Source organism: Crystallibacter degradans, from assembly GCF_012952295.1.
Taxonomy (GTDB): domain Bacteria; phylum Actinomycetota; class Actinomycetes; order Actinomycetales; family Micrococcaceae; genus Crystallibacter; species Crystallibacter degradans.
This window is the reverse complement of the sequence record NZ_JABBCH010000004.1, coordinates 201,879-217,179: the sequence shown is the minus strand read 5'-3', so window position 1 is coordinate 217,179 and position 15,301 is coordinate 201,879. Positions and strand designations below refer to the sequence as shown.

At 65.7% G+C, this 15,301-nt stretch carries 12 protein-coding genes; 2 read left to right on the top strand and 10 right to left on the bottom strand.

What is annotated here, in order from left to right:
• Position 1 precedes the first annotated feature (1 nt).
• The 5 genes from HGO92_RS09520 to HGO92_RS09500 are packed head-to-tail and all read right to left on the bottom strand — an operon-like array spanning position 2 to position 4,500.
• A complete protein-coding gene (locus HGO92_RS09520; RefSeq protein WP_240974525.1) occupies positions 2–1,141 on the bottom strand; it encodes a glycosyltransferase in 1,140 nt (379 codons plus the stop codon).
• Complete coding sequence (locus HGO92_RS09515; protein WP_169994109.1) at positions 1,138–2,301, bottom strand: glycosyltransferase; 1,164 nt, start codon at positions 2,299–2,301, stop codon at positions 1,138–1,140. The genes HGO92_RS09520 and HGO92_RS09515 overlap by 4 nt, the downstream gene beginning before the upstream one ends.
• On the bottom strand, positions 2,294–2,662 hold the full coding sequence (locus HGO92_RS09510; protein ID WP_169994106.1) for a DUF2304 domain-containing protein: 369 nt from the start codon (positions 2,660–2,662) through the stop codon (positions 2,294–2,296). Before HGO92_RS09510 ends, HGO92_RS09515 begins: the two co-directional genes overlap by 8 nt.
• Positions 2,663–2,666: 4 nt before the next feature.
• Entirely contained in the window at positions 2,667–3,332 is a 666-nt protein-coding gene (locus tag HGO92_RS09505) for a glycosyltransferase family 2 protein (RefSeq protein WP_346768903.1), read from the bottom strand.
• 52 nt (positions 3,333–3,384) lie between these two features.
• Positions 3,385–4,500, bottom strand: coding sequence for a glycosyltransferase (locus tag HGO92_RS09500; protein ID WP_169994103.1), 1,116 nt, complete (start codon positions 4,498–4,500; stop codon positions 3,385–3,387).
• A gap of 180 nt (positions 4,501–4,680) precedes the next feature.
• Here HGO92_RS09500 and HGO92_RS09495 point away from each other — a divergent pair, with 180 nt between their 5' ends.
• The gene (locus HGO92_RS09495) at positions 4,681–5,823 is read left to right on the top strand and encodes a glycosyltransferase (RefSeq protein WP_169994101.1); all 1,143 of its coding nucleotides are present in this window, start codon (positions 4,681–4,683) and stop codon (positions 5,821–5,823) included.
• Between the two features lie 26 nt (positions 5,824–5,849).
• On the opposite strand, the gene HGO92_RS09490 is transcribed toward HGO92_RS09495, so the two are convergent.
• From HGO92_RS09490 to HGO92_RS09470, 5 genes are read right to left on the bottom strand one after another with little or no spacing between them, the layout of a single operon-like run.
• A complete protein-coding gene (locus HGO92_RS09490) occupies positions 5,850–7,058 on the bottom strand; it encodes a glycosyltransferase (RefSeq protein ID WP_169994099.1) in 1,209 nt (402 codons plus the stop codon).
• Between the two features lie 6 nt (positions 7,059–7,064).
• The gene (locus HGO92_RS09485; RefSeq protein ID WP_169994097.1) at positions 7,065–8,090 is read right to left on the bottom strand and encodes a Gfo/Idh/MocA family protein; all 1,026 of its coding nucleotides are present in this window, start codon (positions 8,088–8,090) and stop codon (positions 7,065–7,067) included.
• 3 nt (positions 8,091–8,093) lie between these two features.
• Positions 8,094–9,188 carry a DegT/DnrJ/EryC1/StrS family aminotransferase gene (locus tag HGO92_RS09480; RefSeq protein WP_169994095.1) on the bottom strand — a complete coding sequence of 365 codons (1,095 nt, stop codon included), beginning with the start codon at positions 9,186–9,188 and terminating at the stop codon, positions 8,094–8,096.
• A complete protein-coding gene (locus HGO92_RS09475; RefSeq protein ID WP_169994093.1) occupies positions 9,189–9,827 on the bottom strand; it encodes a DapH/DapD/GlmU-related protein in 639 nt (212 codons plus the stop codon).
• Positions 9,828–9,887: 60 nt separating this feature from the next.
• A complete protein-coding gene (locus HGO92_RS09470; protein WP_169994091.1) occupies positions 9,888–11,177 on the bottom strand; it encodes a nucleotide sugar dehydrogenase in 1,290 nt (429 codons plus the stop codon).
• 189 nt (positions 11,178–11,366) lie between these two features.
• Between HGO92_RS09470 and HGO92_RS09465 the strand changes: the two genes are divergently transcribed.
• Positions 11,367–15,299, top strand: coding sequence for a type VII secretion EssC family protein (locus HGO92_RS09465; RefSeq protein WP_169994089.1), 3,933 nt, complete (start codon positions 11,367–11,369; stop codon positions 15,297–15,299).
• The last annotated feature ends 2 nt before the right edge of the window (positions 15,300–15,301 follow it).

Sequence of the window (15,301 nt, the reverse complement as noted above, 5' to 3'; positions counted from 1 at the left end):
ATCAGGCCTCCGCCGGTTCCAGGAGGGCCGCGATCGCCCTTTCCCAGGCCCTGTTCTGGTGCTCGGAGGACAGCTCGTCGGCGGCCTTGTCCGCGTTGGCCTTCCACTGATCGATCTGTTCACGGGTCAGCGACTGCAGCACCGCCCGCAGGCCTTCCGCGGTGAAATCCTCGGTCACCGCGCCGAGGCCGTGCCGTTCGAGCAGCGTCTGCATGGCCGGCGACGGACCGATAATGAGAGCCGTCCGGGCTTGGACGGCCTCGAAAAACTTGTTCGGCAAGGCCTGGGCCAGATTGAAATTGGTCGGCGGAATGACAGAGATGGACACGTCGTACTCGCTGATGGTCTTGACGAGTTCGGTGTAAGGCACCGGATCGCGGAACCGGACGTTTGGCCGCGGCTCTGCCTGGCTGCGCAGCTGGTCCACGTACTCCGGTTCGTTGGGCATGACGATCAGGTCGAGTTCCAGATCCTCAGGCACTCCGTCCATGGCCGCGATGATGTCTTCGATCCGGCGGTAGCGCTGGCCGGCCGAACTGTAGATGAGACGGATCTTCTCCCCGGTCGGACGCGGTTCCAGCTCGGCATAGGGCGCCGCGTTGGTGACCACGCCGACGTCGACGCCGAAGTCCTTCTGGTACTGCTCGGCGATACCTTCCGAGACCGTGGTCACGGAGCTGACCGCGGGCAGGTAGGTCCGGCACAGCCAACGGACATAGGGGGCCACCAGGACCCGCCACGCCGGCTTGTTGAAGTGCTCCTTGGGGGCAAATTCGTGCAGGTCCGCGTGCACGCCGCGCATGGGTTCCAGGCTCAGTGCCAGCGGCACTGTGTTCGCATCGTTGGCCAGGACGGCGTCGAAGTGCTGTCCGCGTAGCATCCGCGAGGCCTCCGCCACCGCTGCGATGTTCCAGTACACCTGGCGGTACCGCCGTGCGGCCAGCCGTTTCGGATCACGCGGCCAGCTGGGCAGGACACGGTCCAGTTCGAAGTGTCCGGCTACCCCGTCCGGTGCCGGGCCGAACCCGCAGGTGAGTACCTGGTACTTGTCCCGGAACAGGTTAATCTGCTTCAGCACGCGCGGATCGCTGCGCAGGGGCGAGAGGGACAGGATCAGCAGTCTGCTTGCAGAGCGGTTCATGCAGCATCCTTTCGGCGTTGCGGGCTGGACTCGCGGCGCCGGGCAGCCGGCGGCAGGGCGGAAAGCACGGTGTCGGTGCCGGCGGCCAGCAGCGAGTTCAGGTTGCTCCGCAGGGGTGCCTCAACGCGGAAATTATCCTGCCAACGCAGCGTCAGGCTGCGCCGGAGCGCATTGGCCGCCTCCCGCCGTCGTAATGATTCCTTGACGGCTTCGGCGCTGCCGGCGTCGCGCAGTTCCAGCAGCAGCCGTTCATCGGGCGCACTGAGCACCTTCGGCGCGGCCGGAGCCAATCCGGTCACCAGTTCAATGACGTGGTTTAGCTCCCGGCGGTCCGCTGCCGGCCAGCTGAAGTCCGATCCCCGCCGCACTGCGGCGCTGATGACATGGCCGCGCAGGATTTTGACCGCGACGGCGGCGCGCTTTCGCTCGGGCAGCGCGGCGAACCACGTTCCCGCTACGAGTGAACGCACATCGCGGAACTGCTCTGCCAAGGGCAGCACGGCCGAAGTCACCCGTTCCGCCACGTCGTTCCCGACCTCGTACGCCGGCCCCTGCGCCGGGTAGGCGATCCGTTCGCCCGAGAACCACAGCTTGAGCCCGAATTCCAGGTCCTCGCCGGTCCGCAGTCCGGGAGTCAGGGCCAGTCCGTGTTTGGCAAGCAGGTCCCGGCGGAACAGCCCCAGCGGAGCGGTCCGGTAGGCCAGACGGTCCCGCACGGGAGCCACCAGCATCCCGCGGAGTACGCGTGCCCGCGGGGTCAGGATCCGCCGTCCGCCTCGGAGCCGCAGCGGCGCCATAACGACGGCGGCACCGGCACCTTCCGCGGTGGCCAGCCAGGCGTCCACCGCTCCGACTTCCAACGTGTCGTCGGAGCCCATGATCCCCACGAATCGGGCTACTGCGTGTTCGAGCCCGTAGTTGAACGGTCCGGCCGGCGAACGGATTCCGTCCGCCAGGGCCAGGACCCGGACCTGCTCGGCGGGCAGCCCGGCAAGCGCGTCGTGGAGGGGCGCGGGATCGATATTGTGGCACACAACAGTGGCCAGGACACGGCCAGGGGTTGCCGCGGCCAAGACGGACTCCACCGCGCGGCGGAGCGGGCGGTCGGAACTGTGGACCGCAATGATCAGCTCGGCCGCCGGCGCCTGCCGGTCAGTCATGCCCGCGGCCTTCCCCGGCTGCGGCGTCCGGACGCGGCGCCTCGTCGAGGGCAATCCGACGGGCCAGCTTGGTGATCCGGGCTTCCAACTGGCGCGTTCGGTGGTAGGAGCTGGCCATGAAGATCAGGAAACACACAATCAGCCCGTACAGCACCAGGTCTGTCCCGCGGCCGATGCCGAGGAGATTGGCCACGCGCGTGAGCAAGCCCGGGAAGAACACGGACAAAGCCGCAACACCGGCGAAAAGCACCAGCAGAATGCGCCGTACGGCCTGATGCCGGGCATTGCCTGCGCCGCGCATCAAGGCCAGTGCGCCGATGATGACGGCCAGGACCAGGACAATTTGGACAACTATGATCATTGGTTCACCTGAAGAAGAGATCCGCGAGGATGTTGACGCCGTTCAGCAGCGACTGCCCTTTGGCCTTGGAGTATTCCGTATAGACGATCTTGACCGGATGCTCCACCAACACGGGTTTCAACTCGGCCAGCTGGTGGATCAGTTCGGAAGCGTGCGCCATCCGGTTCTGCGTCAGCTGGATCTTCGCCGCGATCGGGGCCGAGATCGCCCGGAGGCCGTTGTGTGCGTCCGTAAGCCGCAGCCCGGTGGAGAAACGGGACTGCATTGCGGCCGTGCGCAACACCAGCCGCTTAAGCCGGGAGACGTCGGCAGTTCCTTCGAGAAAGCGCGACCCGAGCACCACTTCCGCCTCGCCCGAACGGATCCGCGCCAGCATGGCGGCGGCATCTTCGACCCGGTGCTGGCCGTCGGCGTCGAAGGTGACAATGGCGTCCAGCTGCGGGTCCTGGAGGGCGAATTCGATCCCCGTTTGCAAGGCCGCTCCCTGCCCCAGATTAACGGGGTGTTCAACCACGACGGCGCCTGCGGAGCGTGCGATGGCCGCGGAACCGTCCGAACTGCCGTCATCGACACAGACCACGTACGGAAATTCTTCGAGCAGTCCGGAAACCACCGAACCGACAACGGTAGCCTCGTTATACATCGGCACGACTACCCAGCAACGACTCACCTGCCTAGTATTCCACAACAGGCATAGGACGGCGCGCAGCCTCAGCAGCCGCTCAACCGAGCTCGCGCACCTGCCGATAATGGGCGTCCAACTCTTTGCTGCTGCCGGCGAGGCTGCGATGTTCGACGACGAAATTCCGGGCAGCGCGCCGCATGGCCAGATACTCTCCGCTGCCGAGCTGAAGCAGTTGCAGCAGCCGGCTCTGGAGCTGGGAGAAGTCCGCTTCGCTGGCGAGCAGGCCGGTGGTGCCGTCGTCGAGCATTTCCGGAATCCCGCCGCTGCGGTACGCGAGCACCGGCGTTCCGCAGGCTTGTGCTTCCAACAGCACCAGGCCAGCCGCCTCCCGCGCTCCGCCGGCCTCCTGGCTGGGCGCCACCAGAATGTGCGCCTGCTGCATCCAGCCGCGGATGGCTTCCCGGTCCAGCCGGCCGAGAAAATCAATGTGCGGGTGGCTGGCGGCCTGCTCCTCGACGGCGTCCCGCAAGGGTCCGTCTCCGATCACAACCAGCCGGTGATGGGCCTTCCGCCAGACGGCGAGCGAGGCATCGATAAGATCCCTAGTGCCCTTCTGGGTGTTCAAGGTCCCCACGAAGAGCACCACGGGGGTGCCCTCGCTGTCATGACTGCCCGGGACAAAGTAGTCCGTGTCGACGCCCTGGTAGTGCACCTCGATCTTGTCCGCGTCCAGTCCGAGCGCCGTGGCACGGCCCGCCAGATAGTTGCTGACGGCCAGAATCCGCTTGCTTTGGGAAGCGGCTGCCAGCACATTGCGGTGGTGCCACTTGGCCATGAATGTATCGGCCGGGTTCCCGAGCGAGACCACATCGGAACCGTGCAGGGTAGTCACCAGCGGAGTGCCTTGGCGGGATGCCTGCACCGCTGGCTGGGACCAAGTACCGAAGTGCTGGTGGATCAGATCCGGTTTGAAGCGCCGAATGGCCAGGGTCATGGCGGGCATGAACGCGGGCATGACCAATTCACGACGGCGGAAACCCAGCAGCTGGCCGGGTACAAAATCGGTCACGGGCACGGTAACGGATCTGTCGGTGATCTCGGCGACCAGGGTAAAGAGGTGGAAATCGTGGCTGGCCTTGAGCTGTTCGGCGTGGGCCGTGGCGAAGTACGTCGGCGGTATGCGCAAGGTGCTCTTGGTAATCGCGATCTTCACGTGGCTTCCTGACCCGGCTGTTGGCTGGAGCGGCGGCCGTGGCCGCGTCTGTCACAGCCATAGTAGCCCGGCAACACGGACCGGCTGCAGACCCGGCGGCAGGTAGGCTGGTCACGGTCCGGATACGGTCCGGGCAGGCACCGGGCCCACGTGTGCCGCTTCCCAGCACTGAGGTAAGGAATGACGGTGCCCCAACAGATACTTTGTATCTCCTTCTCCGACATCGAGGCCGATTCACGCGTCTTGCGCCAAGTGGCCTTGCTCGCGGAGGCCGGCGAGGTCACCACGCTCTCCTACGGCAACTGCCCGCCAGGCTCCACCACGCACTTGGAAATCGATTCCGCCCTGCCCTCTCTCCCGCAGACCCTGTCCGGCGTTCTGCGGCTGGGACTCCGCCGACACGCATCGGTGGAACTGGCGGCCCCCGCAGTCAAACAGGCGCTCGCCCTGGTCCGCGGCCGGACCTTCGACCTGATCGTGGCCAACGAGGCCCGTGCCCTGCCGCTGGCCCACGCGATCGCCGGCGGCACCCCGGTATGGGGCGACATGCACGAGTGGGCCCCGGAAGAGCGCGCTCATGTGCTGCCGTGGCGGTTGCTGGTCAAGCCCTACATGTGGGCAATCTGCGCCAAATACCTGCCACGTACGACGGCGGTGACGGCCGTTAACGCTTCGATCGCGGCCTTGTATGCGGAACAGTTCGGCATTGATACCGAGGTGGTCCGCAACGCCGGCCCGTACCGGGATTTGGAGCCATCGGTGCCGGTCGCCGGCAAAATCCGCTTGGTCCACAGCGGCGCAGCAATTCCGGGCCGGAACCTGGAGGGCACCATCGAAGCCTTCCGGGCCCTGGACGATCGCTTCAGCTTGGATCTGTATCTGGTCAAGGCGCGCGACGGCGGACGGTACTGGCAGCAGCTCAAGGAGCTGGCGGCAGGAGACCACCGCATCACCTTCCACGACGCTGTCGCACCCGACGAACTGCCGGCCACGCTGAATAAGTACGACGTCGGCGTCTTCAGCCTCCCGCCGCGCACCACCAACCACAGGCTCATGCTCCCGAACAAGTTCTTCGACTTCGTCCAGGCCCGCCTGGCCCTAGTGTTCAGCCCCTCCCCCGAAACCGCCCGGCTGATGCACCAGTATGATCTGGGTGCCGTGACCGAGGACTTCAGCACCGAATCCCTGTCCCGCACCCTGGCCGCGCTCACCGCCGAGGAAGTGGAACGCTACAAGGCGAATGTGCACCGGGCCGCGCAAGCCCTCAGTTCTGCGGAGGACGAGGCGGTCACCCGCGGTCTGCTGACCCGCCTACTGGGCTAACGATTCTTCTTCCCGGGCAAGCCCGTTCAATGCCGGTCCCGTCCGGCTGCGGAGGCAACAGCATCAGCCGCGCGGGTCCCCACGCTGCGCAGTGAGTAATTCTGCTCAACCCAGCTCGACAACCGGCGGCGTTCGTCCGGGTCCGCGGGCTGCTCCAACACTTCGCTCATGGCAGCTGCCACGGCTCCTGAGTCCCAGTCGACGCTGTGTCCCAGCGAATTCTCCGCGACGATCGCGCGCAGCGGGCCCACGCCGGAGTAGATGACCGGTGCCCCGCAGGCCAGGCTGGCAAAGGCCTTGGTGGCGAACGCGAAGTCATAGCCCCGTGCCGGCCGGACGGAAGCCAGCCCGGCTGCTGCCCGGCTCATCGCTGCAGCTATCTCCTCGCCGCCGGCCACGCCCATGAAGCGGATGCGGTTCCCGGCCGGAGCTGCCCTGCGTTTGAGCTCTTCAAGCTCCACGCCCTGCCCGTACATCAGCAACCGGGCTGCCGGATGGCTATCCAGAATCTTCAGGAAGCCGTCCACGAAAACGCCGGCGCCCTGGATCTCTGACATGGTGCCCGCGTAAACGAATGTTGCCGGACCGGCCGTCACTTCCTGCCGCTCCGTGGTCTGCAGTGCAAAGGTATCGGTATCGATTCCCGTGCCGACTTCGGTCACGGCGGCACGGCCGTCCGTCAGTTCCCGAACGGCATCGCTGACACCGGACGAGACGCTCAGCACTCCCGCTGCCCCGGAAAGCACCCATCTCTCCACGGCGCGCAGCACTTTGACCACAACCGGGTTCACACCGATCCCTGCAGCCGCATTCGAGCTGACGTCTGCGGCGAAATAAATGTACGGCCGGCGCAGCAGCAGCGAGGCCACGCGGACCACCACGCCAGTGGTGGGAGGCGGCTCCACCAGCACAGCGTCAAAGTTTCGTGCTGCCAGCAGGCGGAAAAACAGCGGGATATCAAAACTGGCGTACTGCACATAGCCGCGGACGGCACCGGTTTTGTCGCGCAGCACTGGCCAGCGTTTCAGCTTGGCGGTCCGTGCTGCCGGCGTGCCGGCCATACTTCGGGACGCAGCGGCACCGCGGGCAGAGCCACCGGAGTTCTTCGGAGCCCGGGTGGTCAGCACGGTGACGTCGTGCCCGGCTTCGACCAGTGCCCGGACGGTAGCAGCAAGCCGGTACGCTGCGGCGCCCGCTTCCGGGGCATAGATCCGGGTAGCGACCAGGATACGCACGCCCGGTCAGTCCTGCAGCCGGATGGTCCTGGCCTCGCGGCTGGAGTCCACCATGGCTTCGGCAACGCGCAGGGTATTCAGGCCCTCGCGCATGGTGACGATCTGCGCGGCCGGCGTTTCCGGGGCCGTCGAAGATTCCCCGCGGGCCGCCAGCACTGCGTCGCGGAAGGCTTCGTGTTCCACCTTCAGGGGCTCGCGTTTCGGGATGGCCAGGCGGGTGACATTGCCTTCGGAGACGCCGCGGAAGTTGGCCACGGAGTCCCACTGAGTGCTGATGGTGCCGTTTTCGTAGAAGGTCAGGTCAGCGGTGAGCGTATCGGCGAGGAAGGATCCGCGTTCGCCGGTGACAACCGTGACGCGTTCCTTCATGGGCGAGAGCCAGTTGACCAGATGGCTGGTGATGATGCCGTTGGCCAGCTGCCCGGTGGCAGCAACCATGTCTTCGTGCTCGCGTCCGGACCGGGTGGTCGCGCGGGCGCTGACTGACTGGTATTCGCTTTGTGCCAGCCAGGCCGTCAGGTCGATATCGTGTGTGCCCAGGTCCTTGATCACTCCGACGTCGGCGATCCGCGCCGGAAACGGTCCCTGCCGGCGGGTGGCGATCTGGTAGACGGTGCCTAGGTCGCCTTTTTCCAGCCGCGCACGCAGCGACTGCAGGGCGGGGTTGTAGCGTTCGATATGTCCGACGGCGCCGACCAGGCCTTTGGCCTCGAAGGCCTCGGCCAAGCGCAGACCGCCGTCGACGGTGGAGGCGATCGGCTTCTCGATCAGGGTGTGGATGCCCGCCTCGGCCAAGGCCAGGCCGACCTCCTCATGCAGCCCGGTGGGTACCGCGCAGACCACCATGTCCAGCCCGTGGGCGATGAGTTCTTCCACGGTGTTCCGGAGCGGCACGTCCGCGGCCACCCCATGCGGGTCCCCGTAGGCATCCGCCACGGCGACTAGTTCGACCCCGTCGGTTTCGCCCAGCACGCGGGCATGGTGGCGGCCCATCATGCCCAGCCCGATCAGGCCGGCCCGTAGTTTGGCCATCGCTTACGCACCTGCCTTGGCCAGCGCGTTGACCGCGGTGACGATGCGGTCCAGATCCTCGGCGTCCAGTGACGGGTGGACCGGCAGCGAGAGCACTTCGCGCGAGGCCTGCTCGGTGTGCGGCAGGTCCGCGTCCCGGTTGAAGGACGGCAGCCGGTGGTTGGGGATGGGGTAATAGACGCCGGAACCGATGTTGTATTCCTCCCTCAGCGCGGCCGCGAAACGGTCCCGCTCCCCCGCCGGCACCCGGACCGTGTACTGGTGGTAGACGTGCTCGGCGCCCTCGGCCACCGCCGGCGTGCCCACTCCGTCGAGGTTGCCGGTTAGGAACGCGGCGTTAGCCTGGCGGCGTTCGGTCCAGCCAACTACCTTCCTCAGCTGCACCCGCCCGATAGCGGCATGCAGATTGGTCATCCGGGCGTTGAAGCCGACGAGTTCGTTCTCGTACTGGCGTTCCATGCCCTGGTTCCGCAGCAGCCGCAGCCGCCGCGCGACGTCGTCGTCAGCGGTGGAGACCATCCCTCCTTCGCCTGAAGTCATGTTCTTCGTCGGGTACAGGCTGAACATGGCAAACGTGCCGAAGGTGCCAACCTTCTTCCCGTTCAGGGCGGCGCCGTGGGCCTGGGCTGCGTCCTCGAACAACGCAAGCCCGCGGGAGCTGGCGAGCGCGCCGAGGTCATCCATGTTGGCCGGATGCCCGTACAGGTGGACGGGCATGATGGCCTTGGTCCGCTCGGTCAGGACCGCTTCGGCAGCCGCCGCGGACAGGCAGTAATGGTCAGGTTCGATATCGGCGAAAACCGGAGTTGCCCCGGCGAGCGCCACTGAGTTTGCCGTGGCCGCGAAGGTGAAGGACGGCACAATGACTTCGTCGCCCGGACCGATGCCAGCCGCCAGCAGGCCCAAATGCAGCCCCGAGGTACCGGAATTCACCGCGACTGCAGCGCGGCCGTCCAGCAAGACCGAGGAAAACTCCTCTTCGAAAGAAGCCACTTCGGCGCCCTGGGCCAGCATGCCGGAGACCAGCACCGCGTCGACGGCCGCCCGTTCATCCTCGCCGACGATCGGCTTGGCTGCCGGAATAAAGTCCTTGCTCAATTAGCTCTCCTCGTTTGCCGGGGCCCTGCGGTCGCCGACGGATCCGGTTTCCCGCAGCGTTCCGCCCTCTTCGATGTAGGTTGCCCCGGTCTCGGGACAGACCCACGAAAGCGGGTCGCCGCCGTCGTTCTGCCGCAGCGGGTGACCTGCCCGGCCCACCCAGCCAATCCGCTTGGCCGGAACGCCGGCCATCAACGCGAACGCCGGGACATCCTTGGTCACTACGGCACCGGCCGCGACGGTGGCCCATTGCCCGATGGTCACCGGGGCAACACACACTGCACGGGCACCGATCGAGGCACCGTCTTCAATAGTCACGCCCACCGGAGTCCAGTCATCGGCACTCTTCAGGGAACCATCCGGGCCCACCGAGCGGGGGTAGGTGTCATTGGTCAGCACCACGGCCGGGCCGATGAAGACCCCGCGGCCCAGCCGCGCCGGTTCGTAGACCAGGGCGTAGTTCTGGATCTTGGTGTTGTCCCCGATCGTTACGCCGGTGCCGATATAGGCGCCCCTGCCCACAATGCAGTCCGTCCCCAGCACCGCGTCCTCGCGGACCTGGGCCAGATGCCATACCTTGGTTCCGTCGCCCAGCCGTGCACGGTCCGAGACGTCCGCCGTCTCAGCGATGAAGCTCACAGGTGATTCCTTTCCCTGGCGGTGCCGGCCGCCGTCGTTATCTTGAACGTCCGCAACCGCTCAGGCCTTGCCGATGACACGGTAGGTCACGCCCGGCCACTGCTCGGCGGAACTGATGCGCCGGCCGTCGATGAAAACCTTGACGCCGGGCAGGTCCGCCGGTCCGAGATCCCGGTATTCGGCATGGTTGGCCTGCACCACGGCAGCGTCGGCCGGCTCGCCCAATTGGTAGGGGGCAAATCCCAGCTGCGCCAGTTCCTCGTCGCTGTAGAGCGGATCGTGGACCAGCGCCTTGCCGCCGCGGGCCGTAATCGCTTCCACGGCACCGAACACACCGGAGAACGCCGTTTCTTTCACCCCGCCCCGGTAGGCAGCACCAAGTACGACGACGCGCGCGCCGGCCAGGTCGCCGAAGGCACCTTCCAGGAGCCCGATGGTGTAATCAGGCATCCCGGCATTTGCCTCGCGGGCTGCGCGGACCACGGTGGCCTCCGGATCATTCCACAGATACAGCCGCGGATATACCGGAATGCAGTGCCCGCCCACGGCAATGCCGGGCTGGTGGATGTGGCTGTAGGGCTGCGAGTTCGACGCCTCAATTACCTGGTAGATGTCGATCCCGGCTGTGGCAGCGTAACGCGCAAACTGGTTGGCCAGCCCGATGTTGACATCACGGTACGTCGTCTCGGCCAACTTCGCCAGCTCGGATGCCTCGGCGGAGCCCAGGTCCCAGACGCCGTTGGGCCGGGGCAGATCGGGACGCTCGTCGAAGTCCAGCACAGCTTCGTAGAAATCTGTGGCCTTGGCGGCACCGGCTTCGGACAGGGCACCGATCAGCTTGGGGTACTTGCGCAGATCCTCAAACACCCGCCCCGTCAACACCCGCTCCGGGGAAAAGACCAGATGGAAGTCCGTACCCTCGCTCAGCCCCGATCCTTCCTCCAGCATCGGCTTCCACCGGGTGCGGGTGGTACCGACCGGCAGCGTCGTTTCGTAGGAAACCAGCGTGCCGGGCCGCAAATGCCGCGCCAGCTCCGCCGTCGCCATATCCATCCAGCCGAAGTCAGGGCGCGCCTGGTCGTCAACGAACAAGGGAACCACCAGGACGACGGCGTCCGCCTCCGGTACCGCGTCGGCATAGCTGGTAGTGGCCCGCAAACGGCCTGAAGGAATCAGCTCGGCAAGCTTTTCCTGCAGGTGCGCTTCGCCCGGAAACGGCTCCTGTCCGGCATTGATCTTCGCCACCACGTCGGCATTGACGTCAACGCCGAGAACCTCGTGCCCCTTGGATGCGAACTGGACAGCCAGCGGCAGACCGATCTTTCCCAAAGCTATGACAGCAATCTTCACCAGAGGGGAACCTTTTCTCATCTCTCGAATCTCCCGCCATACGGCGGCCCATGTCCAAGCGTATCGCTACTTGGCCGGACGCTTCGGATTGAACGTTCGTTATCCACAGGCGATGCAACAGGCAAGCACAAGCCTGGCCCCGCGGCCTATGGTGCTGGTGATCGACACGTCAGCCGTCAAGGAAAGCCGATGCCCCTGCACCTCACGCTTGCCACAGCAGAAGGCCTGCCCGAATCCGCTGCCCGCTGGATTGCCGACCATCGCGAAATCGTCGTCGAAAGCAGCGGAACCTCCTCAGGGAGCGTCCTGGCGACGTGGCTGCAGGACCAGCTTGGGAGTAGTCAGCTGGTGCTGAGCATTGGCGGCGAGCCGTTGGAAGGCCTGACGACCCACAGCTTCCCGCTGGTGAACGGTGCCGTTGTGGTCTGCAGCGGCACGGCTACGTTCCGGCCCCGGCATCGGTCGTCCGTTTCGGGCCCCCGCGATGCAGGCGTCGCCTCAGGTGCCGCAGCTGGCCTTACTTTGGCAGTGACGGGAGGACCGGACTCAGGCCGGATATTCGAACTCCCGCGAGGAAACCATTCAATTGGCCGGGACGGCTGCGCCGTCGGCATAGATGACCCGGCACTGTCGAGAAAGCATGCAGTGCTCAGCATCACCGAGCGTGAGATCCGTATTTCGGATCTTGGGTCCGCCAACGGCATCGAGGTGGATGGAAACGCGAGGAAGTCCTCCATGCTGACCTCCGGGATGAGTATCGCGGCGGGCAACAGCAGGCTCTCGTTGTGGGTGGGCAGCGAACCACCCGAAGCGCTTACCCCTGACGAGGACCTTGCAGTACCGGTGCCGGTTAATGCACGGGCGCCGGAGGGCCGAGGAAAAATGACCCTGTTGCTGGCGGGGCTCCCGCTGGTAGCGGGCGTTGCCCTGGCTGTACTGACCGGAATGTGGTTCTTCCTCGCGTTCAGTGGCCTGTCCCTGCTGACGGCTGCCATTCCTTATGCGGCGGGAAAATCGCAGCGCAAACGCTTCAAGGCGGCCGTGGACCGGGCCGTTGCACACGACGCCGTGCGGCGCTTTCTGAGCGCACCGGATCCGGCGAGATTGTTGTACAGCCTGCTCCTAGGCGAGCCTTTTCCCGTCACTCCGGCGAGGCCGGAGCATCTGTGGCTTCGCCTCGGGACAGCAGAAGACGCGCCGAAGATCGAATTTCCTGCTGGAGCGGACAACCGGGAGCTGCCGGCCTTGCCTGGGTTACCGGTGGCATTGGATCTGCTGGCGGAGCGCAGCATCGTCTTCAGGGGCAGCAACGGCGCGCTGCACCGGATGCTCAATTCCTGCTTACTGCAGCTGGGTGCCCGGGCTCTACGTTCGCGGTTTCGGGTGATCTGCTTCGGCGATCCACAGTCACTGCCTGCAGCGGCACGGTTCCTCCCGAGCACAGCGCTCTGCAGCCGTCCCGGTGCGCTTGCCGAGCTACTGGGGTCCGCTCCGGATGAAGCGGTCGTACTGATCGTCGGCCGGCCGGATGAAGCCGAGTCCGTCCTGGAGGGACTTGAAAACCCGCCTGCAGTGCTCTGGTTCGCAGGCGGAGCCGATGTCGGCCTACGGATCGAACTGTCTTTCCAGCAGGGCTTGCTGCACGAGAGCGCGGACCGGCGTGGTTTCGTGCCGGACCTCGTTTCAGACCAGACACTTGAGCGGTTCGCTCGCTTGTCTGCGGCCGCCGTACCAAGCGGCACCGACGCCGTGCTGGCCGGGGTTCCGGACATGTGTGCGTTGGAGTCCCTTCTACCGCGGACTTCCGCGGGCCCGCGATGGGCCGCCAACGCATCGGTACACGGGCTGCGTGCCGTACTGGGCATCGGCGAGTGCGGCCCGCTCGAACTTGACCTGACCGTTGACGGTCCTCATCTGCTCGTCGCCGGCACCACCGGATCAGGTAAATCCGAATTGCTTCGGTCGCTTGTCCTCGGTCTGGCGCACGGGCACCCGCCGCAGAAGGTGCACTTCCTCCTGGTGGATTTCAAAGGCGGGGCAGGGCTCGGGCTGCTCTCGGACTTACCGCACAGCATCGGCCTCCTGACAGATCTTTCGGCGGAGAACGTCAACCGCGCCCTCATCTGGCTGCGGGCCGAGGTACAGCGGCGTGAAACGGAATTAGCTGGCTTGGGGGCGACGGACATCAGCGAATGCCGGCCCGGCGTACTGCCGCGACTCGTCGTCGTCATTGATGAATTCCGGATGCTCGCCGACGAGGTGCCGCGGGCAGTTCCGGAACTCATGCGAATCGCAGCGTTGGGAAGATCGCTCGGCGTCCACCTTGTGATGGCAACACAGCGGCCGCAAGGAGCCATCACTTCCGATATCCGCGCCAATGTCACGACGGCGATCGCCTTGCGCGTGCAGACAGTGCTGGAGTCGTCCGATGTGATCGACTCACCCGCCGCGGCCGCCATCGATGTCGGTTCACCGGGACGAGCCTTCCTAAGGACCGGATCAGGAGCACCGTACGAATTCCAGTCAGCCTCAGCGACAGTCCGCAGCATCGGGACGGACTTTTTGGCGATGAGCCTTGAGGACTGGCTTGAGCGGGGAAACGATCTGCCTACTGAAGACGGTGAAGGTAACGTTGCCTGCCGGCAGACGTGGTCCCCTGCCCTTGACCCTGCCAAGGCTCTCGTCGAGGAACTGCGCGGTGCCGCTGCCGCGGCGCAGCTGCCCGGACCCCTCCGCGAGTTGACGCCCCCGTTGCCGGATGTCATCGTTCCGGAGGATCTCGTATCAGGGAATGCTGGCACTGGCGCCGTGGTTCTGGGACTGCTGGATATCCCGGAGGAACAGTGTCAGCGCGTCCTCCGGTGGCACCCTGAGAAGGACGGACATCTAGCTATTGTCGGTGTGGACGGCAGCGGAGCCTTGGAGCTGGTCTGTGCCCTGTCCGCGTCGCTACTCGCCGGAGATCCGGAACGCCATTGCTATGTACTTGACGGGGATGGCTCGCTGGTTGCATTGGCAGGAGCCGGACGGACGGGTGCATACACCGGCCCCCAAGACGTCGAACGTGCCGCACGCCTCCTGCGCAAGCTCGCCGATGTGGTCGCTGACCGTCTTGGCCGTCTGTCGGCTGCTGCACCCATCGGGTCTGGACCTGTCCCAATTCCCCTGGTGGTCCTTGTCACCGGGTGGGGCCGTTGGGCCTCTGCCTTTCGGAACAGCCGCCTCGCCTGGGCAGAGGAGTGTGTACAGGACATTGCCAGGGACGGCGCCAGGACGTCTGTCATCCTGGTGATGTCCGGGGAACGGGAACTCGTGACCGGCAGGTATTTCGGGCTGCTGGGCAACAAGCTCTTCCTTCCGGCCGGCAGCAGCCCGGAGGACCTTATGTCCTGGCCGAAACTCCCGCCGATGGAATTCGTTGCCGGCCGCGCCATGGTCCGAGGACGGATCGGCGCTAAATCCCCGGCCGTTGCCCAGTTGCTGAGCGCCGGTGTCCGCCTTCCTCCATTGCCGCCTCGAAGCCGCCCGTTCAAGGTGGAGCCGCTGCCTGCGTGCATCGGCCTCTCTTGCCTGCCGGAAGCTATCCTGCCCGATGACAAGCATCTCGTCATCGGCGTCGAAGGCGATGAACTGGAAGCATCGTTCGTGAAGATAGTCCCCGGAGAGGCATTGCTGGTCCTCGGTCGGGCCGGGAGCGGCAAAACCAACTTACTCCAGGTTCTGAATCGCCAGTCCGCCGGACAGTTCCGGTGCCATTGGCCGCCGGTCGGAATTGAGCCGGAGCGGTTCTGGGAAGAGCTGGATATCGGGGGACCCGGTGCCTTGATGCTCGTCGATAACGCCCACAGGTTGGGTCCGACGGCACAGCGGCGCCTCACTGAATTGGTCGCGGCAGGCGCTGCCGCGGTTGTGACCGCTGTTCCGGGCCCAACGTTGCTGCAGCAGGTCCCGCTGGCCTCCGCGGCGCGGGTCACCGGAACAGGCATGGTGCTTTCGCCGCAATCTCCAAGCGACGGTGATTTTTTCGGGATCCGGCTTGACCAATCGCAGTCCCCGCCAGGGCGGGCCTGGTCAATCCAGAGTGGCCGGAACGTGACGCTGCAAATAGCCTTCGCACATTGAGG